Origin of the sequence: Aequitasia blattaphilus (assembly GCF_024721305.1) — a bacterium.
GTDB lineage: Bacteria > Bacillota > Clostridia > Lachnospirales > Lachnospiraceae > Aequitasia > Aequitasia blattaphila.
The window spans coordinates 49,339-70,136 of the sequence record NZ_JAMXOD010000016.1; the positions used below are offsets into that span (position 1 = coordinate 49,339).

General features: G+C 39.4%; 17 protein-coding genes. 2 read left to right on the forward strand and 15 right to left on the reverse strand.

The window, feature by feature from the left end; translation table 11 throughout:
• The 3 genes from NHH15_RS11315 to NHH15_RS11325 are packed head-to-tail and all read right to left on the reverse strand — an operon-like array spanning window position 1 to window position 4,553.
• Window positions 1-1,644 (reverse strand): glycoside hydrolase family 13 protein, encoded by a 1,644-nt coding sequence (locus NHH15_RS11315; protein ID WP_262066784.1) that lies wholly within the window; start codon window positions 1,642-1,644, stop codon window positions 1-3.
• A complete protein-coding gene (locus NHH15_RS11320; RefSeq protein WP_262066785.1) occupies window positions 1,645-2,592 on the reverse strand; it encodes an aldo/keto reductase in 948 nt (315 codons plus the stop codon).
• On the reverse strand, window positions 2,589-4,553 hold the full coding sequence (locus tag NHH15_RS11325; protein ID WP_262066786.1) for a glycoside hydrolase family 127 protein: 1,965 nt from the start codon (window positions 4,551-4,553) through the stop codon (window positions 2,589-2,591). The genes NHH15_RS11320 and NHH15_RS11325 overlap by 4 nt, the downstream gene beginning before the upstream one ends.
• Window positions 4,554-4,620: 67 nt before the next feature.
• Between NHH15_RS11325 and NHH15_RS11330 the strand changes: the two genes are divergently transcribed.
• Window positions 4,621-5,259 (forward strand): YesL family protein, encoded by a 639-nt coding sequence (locus NHH15_RS11330; protein ID WP_262066787.1) that lies wholly within the window; start codon window positions 4,621-4,623, stop codon window positions 5,257-5,259.
• Here the strand turns inward: NHH15_RS11330 and yicI are convergent.
• From yicI to NHH15_RS11370, 8 genes are all read right to left on the reverse strand, one after another.
• A complete protein-coding gene (gene yicI / locus NHH15_RS11335) occupies window positions 5,243-7,564 on the reverse strand; it encodes an alpha-xylosidase (RefSeq protein WP_262066788.1) in 2,322 nt (773 codons plus the stop codon). The genes NHH15_RS11330 and yicI overlap by 17 nt on opposite strands.
• A 74-nt stretch (window positions 7,565-7,638) precedes the next feature.
• Entirely contained in the window at window positions 7,639-8,925 is a 1,287-nt protein-coding gene (locus NHH15_RS11340) for an ABC transporter substrate-binding protein (protein ID WP_262066789.1), read from the reverse strand.
• Window positions 8,926-8,980: 55 nt separating this feature from the next.
• The gene (locus tag NHH15_RS11345) at window positions 8,981-9,820 is read right to left on the reverse strand and encodes a carbohydrate ABC transporter permease (protein ID WP_262066790.1); all 840 of its coding nucleotides are present in this window, start codon (window positions 9,818-9,820) and stop codon (window positions 8,981-8,983) included.
• On the reverse strand, window positions 9,820-10,698 hold the full coding sequence (locus tag NHH15_RS11350; RefSeq protein WP_262066791.1) for a carbohydrate ABC transporter permease: 879 nt from the start codon (window positions 10,696-10,698) through the stop codon (window positions 9,820-9,822). The genes NHH15_RS11345 and NHH15_RS11350 overlap by 1 nt, the downstream gene beginning before the upstream one ends.
• Window positions 10,699-10,995: 297 nt before the next feature.
• Window positions 10,996-13,107: a glycoside hydrolase family 36 protein gene (locus NHH15_RS11355; RefSeq protein ID WP_262066792.1), complete on the reverse strand. Its 2,112-nt coding sequence runs from the start codon at window positions 13,105-13,107 to the stop codon at window positions 10,996-10,998.
• 10 nt (window positions 13,108-13,117) lie between these two features.
• Window positions 13,118-14,140, reverse strand: coding sequence for a LacI family DNA-binding transcriptional regulator (locus NHH15_RS11360; protein ID WP_262066793.1), 1,023 nt, complete (start codon window positions 14,138-14,140; stop codon window positions 13,118-13,120).
• A 45-nt stretch (window positions 14,141-14,185) separates the two neighbouring features.
• Window positions 14,186-14,539: a cupin domain-containing protein gene (locus NHH15_RS11365; RefSeq protein WP_262066794.1), complete on the reverse strand. Its 354-nt coding sequence runs from the start codon at window positions 14,537-14,539 to the stop codon at window positions 14,186-14,188.
• Window positions 14,532-15,524 carry a Gfo/Idh/MocA family protein gene (locus NHH15_RS11370; RefSeq protein ID WP_262066795.1) on the reverse strand — a complete coding sequence of 331 codons (993 nt, stop codon included), beginning with the start codon at window positions 15,522-15,524 and terminating at the stop codon, window positions 14,532-14,534. Before NHH15_RS11370 ends, NHH15_RS11365 begins: the two co-directional genes overlap by 8 nt.
• Before the next feature lie 139 nt (window positions 15,525-15,663).
• Here NHH15_RS11370 and NHH15_RS11375 point away from each other — a divergent pair, with 139 nt between their 5' ends.
• A complete protein-coding gene (locus NHH15_RS11375; RefSeq protein ID WP_262066796.1) occupies window positions 15,664-16,581 on the forward strand; it encodes an AraC family transcriptional regulator in 918 nt (305 codons plus the stop codon).
• Window positions 16,582-16,811: 230 nt separating this feature from the next.
• Here NHH15_RS11375 and NHH15_RS11380 read toward each other — a convergent pair whose 3' ends face one another.
• Genes NHH15_RS11380 through NHH15_RS11395 form a run of 4 tightly spaced genes read right to left on the reverse strand, consistent with a single transcriptional unit; the run spans window position 16,812 to window position 20,797 of the window.
• On the reverse strand, window positions 16,812-17,798 hold the full coding sequence (locus NHH15_RS11380; RefSeq protein ID WP_262066797.1) for an aldo/keto reductase: 987 nt from the start codon (window positions 17,796-17,798) through the stop codon (window positions 16,812-16,814).
• Window positions 17,799-17,811: 13 nt separating this feature from the next.
• Entirely contained in the window at window positions 17,812-18,843 is a 1,032-nt protein-coding gene (locus NHH15_RS11385) for a zinc-binding dehydrogenase (protein WP_262066798.1), read from the reverse strand.
• 17 nt (window positions 18,844-18,860) lie between these two features.
• Window positions 18,861-19,826 (reverse strand): substrate-binding domain-containing protein, encoded by a 966-nt coding sequence (locus NHH15_RS11390; protein ID WP_262066799.1) that lies wholly within the window; start codon window positions 19,824-19,826, stop codon window positions 18,861-18,863.
• 17 nt (window positions 19,827-19,843) lie between these two features.
• The gene (locus tag NHH15_RS11395) at window positions 19,844-20,797 is read right to left on the reverse strand and encodes an ABC transporter permease (protein WP_262066800.1); all 954 of its coding nucleotides are present in this window, start codon (window positions 20,795-20,797) and stop codon (window positions 19,844-19,846) included.
• Window position 20,798: the final 1 nt, after the last annotated feature.

Sequence of the window (20,798 nt, forward strand, 5' to 3'; positions counted from 1 at the left end):
CTAAATGTTCTTTTCATACAATACAGCTCTCGCTTCATAAGGCTTTAAAATACCCTTTTTGTGTGTCTTGTAATTTGATATTAATCGTTTTCCGCCTGCTCTCTCCTCAAATAAGCCGCATTTCGTTTCATGCTCGGTAAAATTACATACCACAATCAGTTCCTGATCACCGGATACGCGTTTATATGCATAGATATCCTTACGGGATTCTAATAAGGGTTCAAATACACCATGCACAATAATCGGATGTTTTTTACGAAGAGCAATCAACTCCTTGTAGTAATAAAAGATACTGTCTTTTTCTTTCAGTGCATCTTTGGCATTAATCCCAAGGTAGTTCGGATTTACGGAAATCCAAGGGGTTCCTGTGGTAAATCCGGCATGTTTGGTCTTATCCCATTGCATTGGTGTTCTGGCATTATCCCTACCGATGGTTTTAATGCAATTCATCATGTCTTCTTCGGTAATCAGACCGTTCTCTATGTATTCTCTATATGCGTTTATAGTCTCAATATCTTTGTAGTCTTCGATGTGATCGAAGTATGCATTCGTCATTCCCAGCTCTTCTCCTTGATAGATATAAGGAGTACCCTTCATCATGTGAATACAGGTTGCAAGCATTTTAGCAGAAACCACACGGTACATAGGACTGTCATTCCCGTATCTTGAGACTGCCCTTGGGCGATCATGATTGTCAAGATAAAGACTATTCCATGCCTTACCCTCCAGCTCAAGCTGCCACTTATTTAGGCAAGAGCGTAACTCCGGTAGAGGGATTGGCTTATCGGTCCATTTCCCGATAATCTTCTCTCCGATTTCCTCTACGTGCTCAAACTGGAACACCATGTTGAGTTCATTCGTATCTTCTCCTGCATACTTTTTCGCCTCTTCTATAGTTGTTCCAATTGCTTCACCGACTGTCATAATGTCATACTTCGATAAGACCTTCTCATTCATTTCCTTTAGAAACTCATGTACTCTTGGTCCGTTGCAGACGAAGGGCTGATGATCACCATAAAGTCCGTTTAATTCTCCGTCCGGGAAGTTTTGATCCTTTGATATCATGCTGATGACATCCATTCGAAAGCCATCAATTCCTTTGTCCAACCACCAAGTCATCATCTCATAAATTTCATTTCGCAACGCTTCATTTTCCCAGTTTAAATCTGGCTGTTTTGGTGAGAAACAGTGAAGATAATACTGATCCATCTTTTCATCATACGACCATGCAGGTCCGCCGAAATTCGATCCCCAATTATTTGGTTCTTTTCCATCCTTTGCATCTTTCCATATATAATACTCCGGGTGTTCCTTAAACCATTTATGTTCATCTGATGTGTGATTTACCACCAAATCCATAACGATTTTTATATCTCTTTTATGGGCTTCTAAAAGCATGCGGTCAAACTCTTCCATCGTTCCGTATTCTTTGTAAATCTTTTGGTAATCTGATATATCATAACCGTTATCATCCTGTGGTGATTCATATACGGGAGAAAGCCAGATGACGTCGATTCCAAGTTCTTTTAAATAATCTAAGTGCTCTGTAATTCCCACAATATCTCCGATACCGTCTCCATTACTGTCTGCAAAACTTTTAGGATAGATTTGATAGACCACGCTTTCTTTCCACCATTGTTTCATCTAAAATTCCTCCTTTGGCATTTCAATTTCACTGGCACGGATAAAATCCGGTAATTGTTCCAGCTTCGAAACCGAGACAATGGGAAATACTTGAAAAGGTTGATTTAAAAGCCATGCAATGGAAAGACTAAACACGGATTCATTCTTCTCTTTTGAAAGTTCCTTTAGTTTCTTGAAGTTTTCATCATTTATCTCATTATCGTAAGCATCTCTTAATTTTTCTGTCATGGCTATTCCTTTATCCCGCTTTTGGAAATATCCGTTTCCACTGGAAGAATAGGGAATGATCGGCATCTTACTTTCCTTGTGCCACTGGTAGTAATCTTCATTCATAAGTACCAGACTTTTATCACTATTTAAATTACTCCCCGGATTTACTTTTGCCATGCTCCATTGATTGGACACTGCCGAGAATCCTTGTATCCCTTTTTCTTTTGCATATGCTTTTGCTTCCTTCATTCTTTCAAGGGAATAATTAGACGCTCCATAATAACGGATTTTTCCTTTTGACTTCAAATCTTCCATAATATCTATAATTTCGCCAATCGGTTTATTTTCGTCATCACGATGAAGCCAGTAAAAGTCGATATGGTCTAATCCAAGGGATGTCAGGCTTTCTTCCAAATCTTCCAGAATGCCTTTCTTATTTACTCTGGAAATACCAGGGGCATTAAAATCGTAATGTCCGCCTTTTGTTGCAATCACAACTTTATGGTAGGCATTTCTTTCTTTCAGCCATTTCCCAATGTATTGTTCACTGCAATTTGACAGCCCCGGCACCCATTTGCAATATACGTTTGCTGTATCAATAAAGTTTCCTCCTGCCAAGACAAAGGCGTCCAAAACAGCAAAGCTCTCCTCTTCTGAAAGTTTTTCTCCAAAGTTTCCGGTGCCATAGCAAACATTGCTTAGTTCTAAATCTGTGTTTTGCAGTATAACTCTTTTCATCTTCCGCTCCTCATCCAAACCAACATTTCACCATCACTTCGGTTATTCCACAAAAAGTAGGGAACCGCAGTGAGCTTTACCTCTTCTTCTCCTTCTTGATAAAGGGCGTATAATTCCCTTTCATCTCCCGGTTTTTTTCGATATCCTTTCGTCTGAATAACAACAACATCCTGCCAGTCCTTAGAAGGAATCTCTTCTGGTTTTGCCTTTGTATCAATCGTCAGCTGATTTAAGTACTTCCCGTTATCATATTCCTCAAGACAGTATACAATTGGTCCTCTCGTAATCGCTATACGTCCGGCATTGTAGTGAACTTTTTGATTCGCCTCCATAAGTCTTGGTGTCATATCCAATTGAAGCTTTACTTTTCTTCCTTTCGACCAATCCCCTTTTACGATAACGTACCCAGACTCATTCTTTGGTGTTGAAACTTCCTCACCATCCAATTCGAGGGTATATGTAGAGCTCCAGGAAGGAATACGGAATGCAACAGAAGCTTCTTTCTCCTTCGTTGACTTGATATCAAAATGAATGGTATCACCCCATGGATAGCTGGTTTCCTGGTGAATTTCCAATTCATTCCCTGAGAGTTCTATTTTTCCCTTACCTCCAATATAGAGATGTACGAAAACACTATCTTCATTTGCCGTATAAATATACTGCCACAACCCTCCGATGGTTCTTGCAATGTTCGGAGGACAGCATGCACAGGAAAACCATTTCTGGCGTGTTGGTTTGACATGATTTCTCTCTGTATTTCCAGAACAGGTTTCCGGCACGACTTCCAGAGGATTCACATAGAAGAATCGGTTCCCTTCATAATTCATTCCTCCAAGAATCGTATTATAGAGCGCGCGTTCCATCGTATCGCCATAGGTATTATCCACTTCTGTTTTCAGCATTTTTTGTGCAAAGAATAATAATCCAATGGAAGCACAGGTCTCTGCATAGTTTGTATCGTTTGGCAGATCATAGTCGGTTGTGAAGGCTTCCCCTGAATGGGTAGAGCCGACTCCGCCTGTAATATACATTTGCCTTGTCACAATGTTGTTCCAGATTTTCCTGCATGCACAAAACAATTCCTGGTCTTTTGTACGCGCCGCAAGATCTGCCATAGCAGTATACATATAGAGTCCTCTTACCGCATGGCCCACCGGCTCTTCCTGCTCTCTTACCGGTAGATGAAACTGATTATAGTACGTATATGGGAATTGGTTATACCACCGGTTTGGGTACTCTACCTCACAGTTTGTCCACTGACAGATTCGATTCCTCTTTTCAAATTCCTCTTCGAAAAACTGATTCGTTCCTCTCGTATCTATAAAGTATTTTGAAAGCTCTAAGTATCTCTTTTCACCGGAGACATCATAAAGCTTTAATAAGGCAATTTCAATTTCCTGGTGTCCCGGGTATCCGTGAAGCTTTTTTTCTTCCGGACCAAACACATCACAGATGTGATCTGCCAGTCTTAATGCAATCTTATATACTTTTTCTTTCCCGGTTGCTAAATAATACGAGATTGCGCCTTCAATAAAATGGCCTGCACAATATAATTCATGGCATTCCAATACATTTGTCCACTTTTTCTCTGGAGCCTCGATACTAAAGTATGTATTTAAATATCCATCTGGTTCCTGGGCTCTTTCGATAATTGCAATCGCTTCGTCTGCCTTAGCCTCAAGATCTTCGTCTCTTTTCAGCATTAAAATATTTCCCACAGCTTCCAGCCATTTTGCCACATCGCTGTCTTGGAAAACTTCTCCGTAGAAGTTTCCATCCATATCTTTTGCCGCTATCCTAAAGTTATCAATCCCGTGACTCGGTTCGGAATCCGGTATACGATCGTTTAAAATTTCCCACTGATAAGGGATTACCGTCTCTCGCACCAACTTGGTATAATAATTCCAAAAATGATCATCTATATCCCATTCCTGCTTCTTAAGTAATCGATATTGTTTCATGCTACCTCTCCTTGCTATTTCCAAACACTTTTAGTATAATGACACAAAATGAAAGCGAGGAACCCAAATGAGTTTTTTTAATATCGACGGACCACTTTTTAGTTTTCTCAATAAAATGGCCGATCTGGTCATACTGAATATCCTGTTTCTAATCTGTTGTCTTCCCATTGTAACCATCGGGGCATCCACCACAGCCTTATATTATGTTTCACTAAGAATGGTTCGAAACCACGAAGGTTATATTGCCCGTAACTTCTGGAAATCCTTTAAAGAGAACTTTCGCCAGGCAACGTTCATCTGGATTCCCGCACTGCTTATGATTATCGTTTTAGTATTAGATATCCGGATTTTTAATCCTTCTGACTCCAATACTTCCTTAAATCCACTGCTAATCGGAGCCTATACTTTGTTAATACTATTGATTTTTGGTCTTTCCTTTGTTTTCCCTGTTTTATCACGTTTTTCAAATACGATAAAACAGACCGTTAAAAATACTCTTCTTATGGCCATTGGAAATCTGCCTTTTGCCTTGTGCATTCTTTTAATCTGGGCTCTTCCGGTTGTATTAACACTCGTTCTTCCCCTTCGCTATGGATTCGTATACATCCTCTGGCTTCTTTTTGGATTTGCATTCTTAGCATATATTAGTTCTTTTCTGTTCGAATATAAGATTTTCAAAAAATATCTGCCTAAAGATCAACCGTAACTTCTTCTGTTTCCGGTGTGATTACAATGTCTTCTGATTTATTTATATTTTTCAATACATATTTTATGCCTTTTGTCAGAGTATTACTGGTAATTGTGATTCTGTTTCCGCTCTTAACCGCCTCAGTTTTCAGAACCACATTTCCCTTTACATCTGTGACTTCGCACATAGCTTTTCTGTCTTCAACAAGATTATAAATCTGTATCTCCACTCCCTCTGCAAAGTCATAGTCTGTCTTATCTTCTACAGCACCTATTGGAAGCAGGGTATTTTCCCGTACATAAAGAGGCAATGAGAAATAATCATATTGATCTCTATACCATTTCCCACCTGCTCTTTCCTCCCCGGTCAGTAAATGAGTCCAGTTCCCTTCCGGCAGGTAATAATCTACTTCTTTCGTTTCTGAAAATACCGGGGCTACTAAAATACTGTCTCCTAACATATATTGCATATCCAGATATCTGGTTGCCATATCCTCTTCAAATTCCATAACCATAGAGCGCATTACAGGAATTCCCTTGTGATTAGATTCAACTGCTGCCCGATAAATATAAGGCATTAGCTTTGCCTTTAGTATTGTGAATCTGCGACATACCTCACTGGCTTCATCATCAAACAGCCAGGGAACGCGGTAACTCTTAGATCCGTGAAGACGGCTATGAGTAGACAATAAACCAAACTGCATCCATCTCTTATACAGATCCGGCGTTGCCGTTAATTCAAACCCTCCGATATCATGACTCCAGTAGGAAAATCCTGACATGGTAAAGGAAAGTCCACCTCTTAGGCTTTCTGCCATAGAAATGTAGGTTGCCGAACAATCTCCTCCCCAATGTACTGGGAATTGCTGTCCTCCAACCGTAGCACTTCGTGCAAAAAGCACCGCTTCACCTTCTCCCTTTTCTTCCAGAAGAACCTCAAAAACACATCGGTTATAGAGATTTGTGTAATAATTATGCATACTCTTTGGATCCGCACCGTTATAATAAGTCACATCAATTGGAATCCTCTCACCAAAGTCCGTCTTAAAGCAGTCCACTCCCATATGAATCAATGCTCGAAGCTTATTTTGGTACCATAAAACTGCTTTGGGGTTCGTAAAGTCAACTAGCCCCATTCCCGGTTGCCAGTTATCCAGTTGCTTCACTCCCATTTTGTCCCTGCGCATCAGTAAATATCCATTTTCTTTACATTCTCTAAAGGCATTAGTTCCTTGGGCTATGTATGGATTTATCCAGACACAAATCTTTAATCCTCTTTCTTTATAGCGCTTTAGCATACCTTCTACATCCGGGAACACTCTGTCATCCCATTCAAAATCACACCAGTGCAAATCCTTCATCCAAAAGCAGTCAAAATGAAATACACTCAGAGGAATGTTCCGGTCTTCCATTCCCTGAATGAATGAACTCGTCGTCTCTTCATCATAGTTTGTTGTAAAAGAAGTCGAGAGCCAAAGACCAAAGGACCATGCAGGAGGCAGGGCTGGCTTTCCGGTAAAATCTGTATACGTTTCAATCACGTCTTTCATTGAAGGACCATAAATCACATGATACCTTATCTCTTCCCCGGGAACTGAAATTCCTACATTTTCAACCTTTTCACTTCCCACTTCGTAAGATACATTATCACTGTGATCAACATAGACGCCATAATGATTGCTTGTCACATAAAAGGGGATATTTTTATAAGCCATCTGGGAAGCTGTCCCCCCGTCTTCATTCCAGATATCTACAACTTGCCCGTTCTTTACAAAAGGTGTAAACCGTTCTCCAAGACCGTATACACACTCTCCCGGGCTTAAAGAAAGCTCCGTTACCATATACGGAGTATATTCTCCGTTCATATAATTATCTTCCGGAAATTTCGTCATTACTGTACGGTCATACTGCATGTATCCTAAATTCCGAAATCCACATCCTGTCAGATGACGTCCGTCTCCTTCAAAAGAAAATGCAAAATCCTCCCGATTTATCCGAACTTTCATTTTTCCTACAGTCATTACTGCTTCTTCATCACTTATCTCTACATGGACATTTTGAGGCTCCTCAAATAGTTCAAATCTGGGTTCTCTTTTTTCATATCCTTCGAAATGGTAACTCCTGACACTGATTACATTCTCTCTGTTCGCAGTAAATTCTGTTGTAATTGTAGATACATCAAGTGCCCCTGCCCGATCGGTTATTTTACGTACAGGAGCTACCATACGCATGCCGCCGGGTATCTTTTCAATACTATATGCCTGACTCGCATAAATTGCGTTGGCACGTTCATTACGCTCCCAATAACCCTCTGTAAACTTCATAATTTTAATGCCTCCTTCAATGAAAATTTCTTTTTTAAAAGGGCTGCAAATCACAGCCCTTTTATATTAATTGATTATTCGGTTGTTGAACCGTCAATCTCAACCCATTTCGTTTCGATTGTTGAAATCGTATCTTCTTTTGAAGCGCTTCCTTCAACGTATGCCTGCATAGCCTCTCCAAATGCTGTGTGGAAACTGTCTGTTGAATAGATTACTCCAAGTGCTCCGCTTCCTTTTTCTGCAACCAATTCATTTCCTTGTTTGATTACTTCAAAGTCAGACTCTGCTGTTGTCTCTACCGGAGGAACAACTCCTGCTACATCTGTAAACCAGGAAATTCCATAGTCAGATGTATACCACCAGTTGATGAAGTCAAGAACTGCATCTTTGTTCTTAGAATCTTTATTGATTCTAAGAGCCTGGTCAGCACCAGTTATAACTTTTGCATCTTCCGGGTCATCTGATACCGGGTATCCTGTAAATCCAATTTTAAGATCTGGATTAATTTTTAATACGTCAGCTTCTACCCATGCGCCTTGTCCTGCCATAATTGCTGCTTTACCTGAACCAAATGCTGCAACCTCTGCACTTAAATCAGCTTCTAATGGTTTAGCATCTCCATTTTCTTTTACAAGGTCAACAAAATCAAAGAAGTTGTCTTTCATTAATGGATAGTTGTTTAATGAATCTTCTCCACTTTCCATCGCTGCAACAAAAGACTGATAATCTTCTACTGCTGCTCCTGCATAATGTTGAAAGAGATGTTTAAATACCCACCATTCAGCAAATCCACCAGTGAACGGTGTGATTCCTGCATCTTTTAATTTCTTTACAGCATTTGTAAGTTCTTCAACTGTTTCAGGTGCTTTGTCAATTCCTGCCTGCTCAAATAAATCTTTGTTGTAAAGAAGTCCAAAGAAATTTCCTTTAATAGCAATACCATAAGTTCCTTCACCATTTGCATCTTTCATAGTATCCTGGACTGCCGGAAGCATTGTTTCCATAAGTGGCTGATCAGATAAGTCCAAAGAATACTCTTTGTATACTTCAATCTCTTTTCCTGCTGTAGAAGAAAAGATATCCGGTGCATCACCTGAATTTAACTTAGCCTTCAAAAGTGTTGGATAGTCATTTTGTGTTGTTTCATAATTGATTGTTACGTCAGGTTCCACATTTTTGTACTCGTCAATTAACTCATTAATTGCATCCGCGTACTCTGGCTGGGAAATAAACATGTAAATCTCATTTCCTCCACCCCCTGAAGCTTCTTTGTCAGAGTCATCACTTTTTCCTCCGCACCCAACAAGCATCGTTGCTACCATTGCTACACATAATAATACGCTTACCAGTTTCTTTTTCATACTTTTTCTCCTTTTTTCTATTCTAATTACCTCGTATCGGTAATTGAAAACCTTGTTAGCCTTTGACCGCTCCTGCCACTACTCCTTCTACAATATATTTCTGTAGTAAAATAAAGATAATAATCGAAGGCAATACTGCAAGAACCATTGCCGTCATGGCATAGTGCCACTGTGTATTGAACTGTCCTACGAAGGTATATGCTGATAAAACAAGGGTCTTTGTATCATTGGAGCTGTTTACCATCAACAGAGGTAACAAGAAATCATTCCAAATCCACATAACATCTAATACGACTACTGTAAAAGTAACGGATTTTAAAAGTGGAAATATAATAGAGCGAAAGGTTCGAAAAGTGCTTGCCCCATCGATAAATGCACTCTCGTCAATCTCCTTTGGTATGGTAGCCATAAAATTACTGTATATAAAGGCTGCCATAGGAATCCCAAATCCCCAGTACTGAATACCTAGTCCCACACGGCTTCCTGAGAGATTAATTACATTCATTACTTTTAACAGCGTAATCATAATCGTCTGAAAGGGAATCAACATTGGTGTTGTGATTAATAAATGAGCCAGTCTGGTGTACTTTGTCCTTCTTCTGCTCAGTATGTAGGAAGCCATGGATGAAAATCCGACGATTCCCACGATTCCAATTGCAGTAATCATTACGTTATTTATAAATAATTTCCCATAGCTCATTTTATCAATTACATGTGTATAGTTCGCCCATTCCAGCTTTGTAGGCAGTGCAATAACATCTACTACCACCTCTCCGAAAGGCTTTAGTGAGTTGATAAACATAAGAAATACCGGATAAACATATACGATGGCAATAATTCCCATTACCACGGCAAGTATTACTAATTTTAATTTTTTCTTTCCCGCTAAACTCATTATAGGTCAACCTCCCTACTGTTCATTACCTTTAAAACAACCTGCGTAATTACCAATACGATTACAAAAAACACCAATGATTTTGCAGATCCAAGTCCATAATTGTTGTTCTGAAATGCTTCCCTGTATATATCAAGAGTCGCACTATAGGTTGATCCTCCCGGTCCTCCCTTTGTCAATGCGAGGATAATATCAAATACCTTAACAGCATTTGTCAGTGACATAAATACACAAGTCGTAATAGATGGTCCAAGTAAGGGTAAGGTTACTCTAAAAAATCGCTTCCAGGATGTTGCGCCGTCCACTGTCGCTGCCTCTAACACATCTTTTGGCACCGCTTGTAAGCCTGCTATGTAAAGCACAATGTAGAATCCCAGGGACTGCCATACTCCTACGAATACGACTGCAAAGAACGCCAGATTTCTCTCTCCTAACCAACTCCAGTTTAAAAATTCCATACCGGTTTTTTCAAAAAGAGTGGCAAATCCTTGAGAAAAAATGAATTTCCATATAAAACCTACGATTGTCATACTCATAATATACGGAATAAAGAACATCCCTCTCATAATATTCGCTGTCTTGATTTTTTGTACAAGAGCGACAGCAACTGCAATTGCTAATACATTCGAGAATATCATAAACAGAACTGTATACTTCCCTGTAAATATTAGACTTTTTACAAACTCAGATGATCCGCTAAATAATGTCTTGAAATTTTCAAGTCCTATAAAGCGAGGTTCCTTTGATATCCCGTTCCACTCTGTTAACGAATAAAACCCACTCATTATGAAGGGAATGTAAATCGTAATCGTAACCATAATGATGGACGGAATAGTAAACAGCACATTTTCAAAACTTTCCTTTTTGTTCCTTCCCATGGATCTCCTCCTCTTTATCACTCATAGTCAAATTGCCACAAGCTTTACCTTGTAATCCATATAATATATTCTTTTTTGTGCAATGTCAACATGTTTTTGTCTGTTTTTACCTGTTGCGTGGTCGTATTTTAGCCTTTAAAGGTCTTTTTTGACTATTTTCTTTGTAGGTTTTCTACATAACCTGTTTTTTAAAAAATCCCTTTTTTTCTAGTGGTACAAGGGTCTCTTTTTCTCTTTGTGGCAAAAGAAAAAGGGTAAAAATCCATTTGAAAAACTTTTGGATTTTTACCCTTAATTTTACTTTATTTTTAGAATCTCAAATAACCTCGCTCCAGGATATGTAGGAATCATAACACTCAAAATTCCCGTTTCTCTATTCCACCTGAAATCACAGTCTCCATAGGAAGGATATGCACATTTTACCCTTATTTCCCTTTCTTTTAAATGGGGAATTGGAAGGTTTATTCTATCTTCTCCTCCCCGCCTCCAGACTGCAATATAATCTTTTTCTTTTCCTTCGAGACCAAGACTCACCCAGTCATCATGAAAGGCCGAAAAACCTAATGGCCAATAAGGAAATGCCTCCTTAATATCATTTCTGATTTCTTTGTAATAATCGAGTGCCTCTTTTACTAACTCTATTCGTTCATCAGATAGATCCGCAATATGTCCGCTTTGATGAACTCTCATCAACAAAGCATTCACCATGTTAAAAATCGTTTCTTCCCGGTCTCCATCATCTTTTGGATAAGACCAGATTGCAGATTGCTCCATCGTAACACCTAAGGGAGAATTTGCCGCAATTGTGGCATAGTTTCTGTAGTCCTCCTGATCGCTTGTGGACTGGATACTATGCCTTTTCAAAAGTGCATAATCCATTCGCAATCCTCCGCTGGAGCAGTTCTCGATAATCAAATCCGGATACTTCTCAAAAATCTCGTCCAGCCATCTCAAATACGCTCTTTCGTGTTCTAAAAGACCTTCCCCGAAGCTATCCGAATCAACCTCTGTCCCAATTCCCGGCTCAATGTTATAATCCATCTTAATATAACCGACATGGTATTCTTCTACGAGACGATCTATCACCTCTGTCGCATGTTCAATCACTCTGGGGTGTCTGAAGTCAAGCTGATACCTGCTCCTGTCATAGACTCTTTTCCCATGTCTTTGAAAGAAACACTCCTCGGGCAGGCTCTTCTCCTTTTTGCATCGAATACCCATCACTTCCAGCTCCAGCCATAGTCCGGGTATCATACCTTTTTCTCTGATATAGTCCATCACTTCAAGGATTCCACCCGGAAATCGTTTCCCGGACGGCCACCACTCTCCGACTTCATCCCACCAGTATCCATCTCCATACCATCCTGCATCGATGCAATAATACTCACACCCTACCTCTGCCGCCTTGTCAATGAGAGGAAGCTCTTTTTCGGTGGTCGGATCTGCAAAAAGGCAATTCATATAGTCATTGAAAATAACGCCCAAAGACTCATTGTCTTTATTCTTTCTGCGAATATGTCTGCGGTATTTCGTCAGCTCCTCTGTCACTTTTTCAATCGATCCCATAACTACGCCTACCGCTACTGGCACACTTTCGAATGCTTCTCCGGGTCTTAGGTTTTTAAACCAATGAGACTCATTTTCCGTCGGCCCACTCATCTGCAGATACAAATGATTTGTCTGATCACTGATTTCCCAGTGCCACGAGCCATTATTTTCAATCTGCCAAAAGAGTCTGCTTCCGGTTTCCGTATTCGTAACATTTCCCATGGGCAAATATTCTTTTGTTGACCAGTTTCCGGTATTCGAAACATGAATTGCTTTTGAGGAGCGGGTTGCAAGTTCCTGCTGACATTGCTCAATTCCAAGCTCCGGAAGGGCATATTCCTTCCATTGCAGTTCTCTGTTCCATGAATTGTGAATAATCGCTACCTTTATTTTTTCATCTCGTTTTTGTAACCCTTCTTTTGCAATGCCATTAAGGTTAAAGGAAGAAATATACTCAAGACCTACATCACTTTTTCCCTTATTCTCCACGACATTCCAGGATTTCACAACAGAAATTTTATTGTAAAACTGAAAGTGACTTGTGACGTATACATCCGTGATTTCATCGTAGGTTGTAATTTCCAGCTTCCTGCCATCTTCGTTGTAGAAATCTATATGATTGTCATACTTCATCCGATATCCCGGGCCCGTAACCGTATACTTCGATCCATGTCGCTCCAAAGGTCGATCCGTTCCGGACAATGCTATTTCAACGAGGCGGAATCCACTCTTCTCATATTCGCTTCGGATAAGTTCCGGCTCATAGGGAAGGGGTGAAAAATGTAAAAATCTGACATCCCCTTCTTCCGAAACCTCGAATATCATATTTATATTATTTTCACTGATTTGTATTGTTTCCACATTTGTCTCCTTACCGTACCAGCTTAACACTCTCACGTTCCACAAAGCTGATTTCAATTTCCCTCTGGTATTCTTCCACTTCTTTTCCCTCTACAATATCCAAAAGTATATCTGCTGCCATCTTCGCTTTCTCACTGCTGTCTACTCTAATCGTCGTAAGTCTTGGTGTTGCCAGTCTTGCGTATATATTATCATCCGTACCCACAACTGAAATCTCTTCTGGGATTTTCACTCCGGTTCTGTTAAAGTACTCAATTGCCTCTGCTGCATTCAAATCCGTCGCAAAAAATAAAGCCGCATCTTTCCCTCTGCACTTTGCCAGCTCATCATACTGTTTCATCCGCTCTTCATACGTATGCTCAAGAAAAACCATTTTAAGTTCTTTTTGTCTTTTAAAAAATTTACTGTAGCTGGATTTTGCTCCCTGATATCGTCTATAATCCGAACCTCTTTTGACGTTCGCTACATAAATCACCTCTTTTGTCCCCTTCTCCAAAAGATAGTCCATCATCATTTTCCCTGCCTCGTAGTCAGGAGATGTTACGTTGTACATATCTCCGGCGGACTTTTCACTGCTTACATCCATATCAATTGAGATAACAGGTTTTTCTGTCATTTCTTTGATTTTCTGGAAATATTTTTTCGCCATAGAAATCGCAATGATTCCATCTACGTTCCACCCTAAGCTCATCCTCATAATCTCACTGATGTCTTTTGAAGAAAAGACAATCATGTAATAACCCCGTTCTCTCAAAAGACTTTCGAGGGTTCCGATAATGTTTCCATAGAAAGGCCTTTCATAAGGTGTTTCTTCCGCAAAATCAGGAGTACTGATTAATACTGCAATCATTCTGGATCCTTTGCTTGTTAATGCATTTAGTCCAAACCGCGGTATATAATTATGCTCTTTTAATAATTCCTGTATCTTCTCAATCATATGAGGAGAAACCTTATTTACTTTTCCATGCAATACATTTGAGACCGTCGTTGCACTTACTCCCGCCTCATTTGCTATTTCTTTTATCGTAACCATATCAATCCCCCAAATTTATTTTGTTTGATTATAAGCTATTTCTTCTCAGGAATCAATGACTACCTCAAACACCAATAACTTCAAATCCTGATCTCCCGTGTTTTTTATCCCGTGGGTTCCAAAGGGCTGATTTATAATCACATCTCCTTTTGCCACCTCATAATCTTTTCCATCCAGATGCATCACACCGCTTCCCTCTAAAACGATATAGATTTCTTCATCATTGCCATGAGTATGTATTCCAATCGAAGTTTTTGGAGGCAACACTGTATGGTGAAAAAAGCGAATTCCAGAAGAAAAATCTTTTTCTCCAAACAGTTCAATGAATCCAAGCTCGCCCTCTCCGTCATGACACTTTGGGAAGCTCCCCATTTCCTGGCTCAAAAAGTTCCTAATCATTTACCTCCACTTCCTTTCCTTTTATTGAAGAATCAATTGCTTCCTGAAGCCACCGAAAACATTTATAGTTATCCCGAATATCCGTCTCACCTATGCAGCTCTCCTTTCGGGCCCGTAGAAACTCTTCCATAACAAGAATTCTCGTATCCTCTTTTGAATCTTCACATATTATTTTCTCTGTCTTTCCTTCCGCCAAAATGGTGATTGCTGTATCGGAAATCAGCATCGTACCTTTTTCTCCTTCTATTTCCCAGTCTCCGTACCAATCCGTCGCAGATGCTGTTGATGCAACTGTTCCGGTGTATTCAAACAAGATATCGTCCTCCATTTCTGAATACAGCATAGCCGTTGCAGGACGATCTTTATACCACTTATGGCTTCCAGCCCACTCCTTACACCAAACACGCTTTGCCTCTTTACCCGTAATATATCTTGCCAGATCCAGATGATGAATGGTCACATCCGTCAACAGAGGATGCTCTAATTTTCCATGGTAAAACTTTGAATAATCCGGGTGGAAATGGCTGAAGTTGCATCTAATCCGATGTATTTTCCCTATATCATCCTTTTCTATTCTCTCTCGCGCCAACCTCCAGACATCCCGATACCTGTAGTTCTCTGCAATCATACAGAATCCATCATTTTGTTCACAGTATTTTAAAAGAGTCTTCGCTTCATCCAATGTATTTGTAAGAGGCTTTTCACAAAGAACCTTGATTCCCTTTTCAAGAAGAATTTGATTTACCTCAAAATGCATATCCGGAGCCGTTATATTGATTGCTGTTTCCGGTTTCGTTTCAAGTATTGCCGTTTCTAAATCCAAGAATCCCCTAATGCCTTTGGGAAGCTTAGAAAGTTTATCACTGTTTCGATCCACCACGCCGACAACTTCAACTTCTTCTCTCATATTTTCATTTAAAACTTTCACCCATCCCATACCATGGTTTCCGCATCCGATTATGATAAGCCTCATTCTTCTATCCATATTCTCTCCTAATCCTTCCATCGTTTTAATAAGTATAGTGATGCATTTTAGGAAAGTAAATAGAACATACAGTTTTAAATTTGTATTTTAGCGACTTTGTGTTATGATATAGAATATTCTATATATGGAGGCTCACCTTATGGATATCATCTATCAGCTTAAAACAGACTCTTTACCTCATCTTACTTATTTAGGAGAGAATCAGGTTCCGGAGAATTGGAAACATTTTCGTAGAACTACGAATGAATATATTATGTATTTTATTAACTCAGGTGATTTTTATATAAAAGAAAAGAACTCCCACTATCACCTTACTAAGGGTGACGTAGTTTTTATGGAGCCTGGGAAAGAACATATTGGGTACAAAGAAGCAGCCTGCTGCTACTATTACGCCCATTTCTCGGTGCTACCGATAGATGAAATCAAGGCTCTTCCCTTTGAAAATCAAAAGACTCTGGTTCAAAAGCTGCTCCAGACCAACTATAACACGAGCCCGCTTTCCGATGAGCTTTATAGTGAAAATCTTCTGGCTATTCCAAAGCTCACACAAATCAAGGATGCTTCTTCTTTTCACCATATCCAAACCTTGTTTCAAAAAGCGGTTCATGAAAGCAGCTCTAAGAAGCTCTTTTACAAGACGCTTGCTTCTTGCCGCCTAATGGAGATTTTCCAGTCTTTATCCAAAAACTGGATCAACTCTTTGTCCGTGTCCTCAGGTATGCATATCAGCGATATCATGTATGATAAAACTGATCAGCTATTGGACTATCTTCACACGTCCTATTGCGATAAGATAACAAGCACCAAACTGGAAAATCTCTTTTCCGTCAATTTCGATTATCTAAATCGTATTTTCAAAAAAAGAACCGGAAACACCATTTTTTCTTATCTGAATAACATTCGCCTTGAACAGGCGAAACAATATCTTTCCACCAGCCGTATTCCCTTAAAAGAAATTGCGGCACGGTGCGGATTTTCTGACGAGTATTATTTTAGCCGATTCTTTAAACAACAAATCGGGACGCCCCCTTCTTTGTATCGAAGGGAGCGTTCATAAAGGGGCTGATAAAGCCTGGATTCATCTTGGTCGTTCTACTTTAGAGGCATTTAGGTCAAAAAACCATATTATCCGACTGCCCCTTAAATTCAAATTTTAAATTTAGTAATATCTCTTATCGCTGTAGTTTGTTCCAGATAATCTGCTTCATGTATTATGTGGAAGGAACCTATTAACATATCTTATATCAGTTCGTTTACTTTACACATAATTTTTAGTGTTCACCTCCACTAAATAAGTTCACCAATTTTTTTATGCTCCTCACCAAAGGGAAGAATAAACGGCTCAAGTGTTGGTCTAAAGGGCACCATACTGTATATATCATCCAATCTTTTCAAAATATCTGCAGGTAATGAACCCTTTTCTACAGATGCCCCGTTTCCATCAAACTCATTAATGGAGCGTGAACCTGTCAGTATACAGTGGATCAGGGGATTCGATACCACAAAGCGCATTGACATCTCAATAATATCCATACCTGTTTCATCCAATAACTTGTATAATTCTTTATACTGCGCTCGTCTTGGTTCGCTGATCCATGGTGCCCCATTTGTAATAATATCATCTCGTCTGACTGCCAATGCTCCTTGCTGTAGTGGTGAACCGCTTACTACTCCCATGTTATGTTTTTTTGCAACCGGGAGAATTTCATATTGCGCTTCTCTCCATAAAAGACTGTAATTAAACGCTGTTAACACTACATCGAATTTCCCGGTATCACATACTCTTGCGAGCTCATGTGTGCAGGTTCCTCCAACTCCGGTATATTTGATCATACCGTTCTTTTTCATTTCATCGAGAGCCTCTATTACCGGTCCCTCACAGGTCAACTCATTATCCCACCAATCAAATAATCCTGTTCGCTCAGGCTCATGGACAAAAAGAATATCAATATGATCTGCATGAAGATTTTCCATACTTTTTTCCACCGATTCAATAACATCTTTTTTGGACTTTGGATCAAATGGTTTTGGCATCCCGATTTTGGTTGAAATAATCGGATACTCACCTTCCCAGTCTTTAAGTATATTCCCCAAACATGTTTCGCTGTTAAAATAACTGGGTGCAGTGTCAATATAATTAGCTCCTGTTCGAAGAGCATGCAGTGTTGCCTGTTTTGATTGTTCGAAATCTCCTGTAAGGTCAGACATAAATAATCCACCTAAAGATAAACGTGTTACATCTAATCCTGTTCTACCTAATTTTACCTTTTCCATTCTGTTTTTCTCCTTATCGTGATAATTTTAAAACGGACTTTATTGCTTTTCGATTGCGTACATGTTCGTATACTTCCGGGGCATTTTCCCATGTAAATATATTTTCTTTGTCGAGCCAGTTTCCTGCATCTAATTTGCCTGCTCTGATTAAATCAATTACTTCTTCATGAGTTTCTTCCTCATCATAGGTATCTACATAGGAATTGAAAAATCTGAAAGACTTTGGTCCGAGTATTGGATTAAAGGTATAGTTGTAAAAATCACTCATTCCATAAACTGCTGCCGTTCCACCTTCTTTTAACATTGTCATATATGGTGTTAAAGTTTCTTTTTTCCCTGTGGCATCAATGACATAATCATACATTCTTTCATTTTCATCAATAAATTCCTTTACCACTTCTTTCTTTTTGTAATCATAATAATTTCGAATTCCTGTACGCATGGCGCTTTCTTCTCTAGCCTCATTTCCGATTACTACTACCTGTCCACCTCTTATCGCTGCACAAGCAGCAATCGATATTCCATTCGCTCCGGATCCAACCACAAGTACTTTCTCATCTTGTGTCACTCCCATTCTGTTAATCCATGAGAGATTCTCTCGCCATGTTATAATCATCGTTGCATCAAGAGGATCTATAACTCCTTCCGGAATAACCTGGTTTACCCTGAATCCATCCCATTCTTCTTTATCAATTCCATCTGCCCACATTGCCTTCGTATCAACAGCCAGTCCAAATTCAGCCATTCCTCCCCAGCTTAGTCCAACACCGTCAGTTTCACGTGTATAAACACGGCTAATCAGATCACCAACCTTAAAGTTTCTAACTTTATTTCCTACTTCCACTACTCTTCCTATGCTCTCATGGCCGATAATTGATGGATATACATTTCCCCAGGCAAATTCACCATCAATTACGCTCAAATCTGTGCCGGCACACGTTGCACCATATAACATTTCACATCTTGCTTCGTACTCTCCCATAACAGGTTCACTTACTTCTCTTACCCTTACTACTCCCGATTCTTCTACCACTAATGCTTTCATTTTATTTTCCTCATTTCCTATTTTGTATAGTAATCATTAATATTTGTTCCATCGACAATGACCCAGTCGATAATATATTCTTTATCCACAGTTCCGGTTTCTTCATAAATCTGCACTACTTCGACTGTCCTATTTGCAATTGCCTTCGCATCCTGTAATAAAGTAGCTGTCATTTCATTTTTTGAAATAGACTCATATGCACTGTCGATTCCGTCTATACCAAATACCTTTACCTCTTCACAGCTAAGACCTTGTCCCTTGATTGCCTCTACGGCACCAATTGCCATTTCATCATTTTCACAAATAACTGCATTAAGATTCATTGTTTGTAACCAGTTTTCAACAGTTGTCATTGCTTTATCCGTTTTCCAATCTGCTGCCAAAGTCGATTCAACTTTAATATCTTTTTTATCTTTTAATACATTGTCAATTCCTGCCGTTCGCTTTATCTGCGCATCCAGTCCATCCGGACCACGCAAAATCGCAATACTTCCTTTTTCACCTATTTTTTCTGCAGCATATTCCATTAACATTTCACCTGCCGACGTATCATCACAGCCTACATAACACAATGCATTGTCCATATTATCCATCTTACAGTTTACAATAATCATAGGAATCCCTGCTTCCTTGGCTTCGTCTACAACCACACCACATGCAGCTGCATCACAAGGACTCATTAGAATCATATCTACACCTCTGGAAATATAATTTTCCACCTGCTCTACCTGGGTTACTGCATCACCCTGTGGATCTGATGTCATGAGCTTTGCACCTAATGCATCCAACTCTTTTGTCAGCTCATCAGTAAGTGCCACCTGCAATTCATTTGACAAGTTAGCCGGTGACCACCCTATCGACATATCAGACCAGTCAATTTTTCCATCTTGTTTCTTGCTTTTTTCCTCATTTTTTTCTGAACACCCAATAATCATAACCATTAGCATCATCACTATTAGCAAACCTGCAATAATTTTTTTCATATTTTAAATCCTCCTCTTTACCTTTGTTTTTTATTTGTATTGACATCGATAAATACAGCTAACACAATAATTAGTCCCTGAATAATATCTTGAAAATAAGATTGTACATTTAGCAAATCCATACCATTATTTAGTAATCCGATAATCAAGACTCCTACTACTGTGCCCCACATGCTTCCAACTCCACCGGACAGGCTTGTTCCTCCTAAAACAACTGCTGCAATGGCATCTAATTCGTATCCGTCTCCTGCCAAAGGAGTTGCTGTCTTAACTCTGGATGACAAAACAATTCCCGCAATCGCTGCGCAAAGTCCCGCAATAACATAAACCTTTATTTTTACTACCGCTGCATTTATTCCACATGCTTCTGCTGCCAGATTATTACCACCTACTGCATATGTGTAGCGGCCGAATCTTGTTCTTTTTAAAATCAGTACTCCCACCAGTAATACAACCAGGAAAATGATGATTGGCAGTGGAATCCCTAATATATTCCCAGCTCCAATAGTATTATAAGAGTCCTTTAATCCTGGGATTGGTGATCCATTATTAAACAAAAGTGCTCCACCTGATGCCATCAACTGTGTCCCAAGAGTTACGATAAATGCAGGGACATTTCCTTTTGCGATAACAACTCCATTTATAAACCCTATTGTAATACCGATTGCTATAGTTACAAGAATACATACTATGACCGGATACGGACTGTCATTTCTGATAAAAGAACATCCAACCATCGCTGAAAAAGTTAAAACTGCTCCAATAGAAAGATCAATCCCTCCAGTAATCAATACAAATGTCATTCCTACTGCCAATAATCCATTAATTGATAATTGCCTCAACATATTAAAGAGATTTGCTTTTGTCAGAAAAAAATCCGATGTGACGGCCATCACAATAAAAAGTACTGCAAAAATCAAAAAAACTTTATACTTAATGAGATAGTAACCAATGTTGTGTTTACGTTTCATA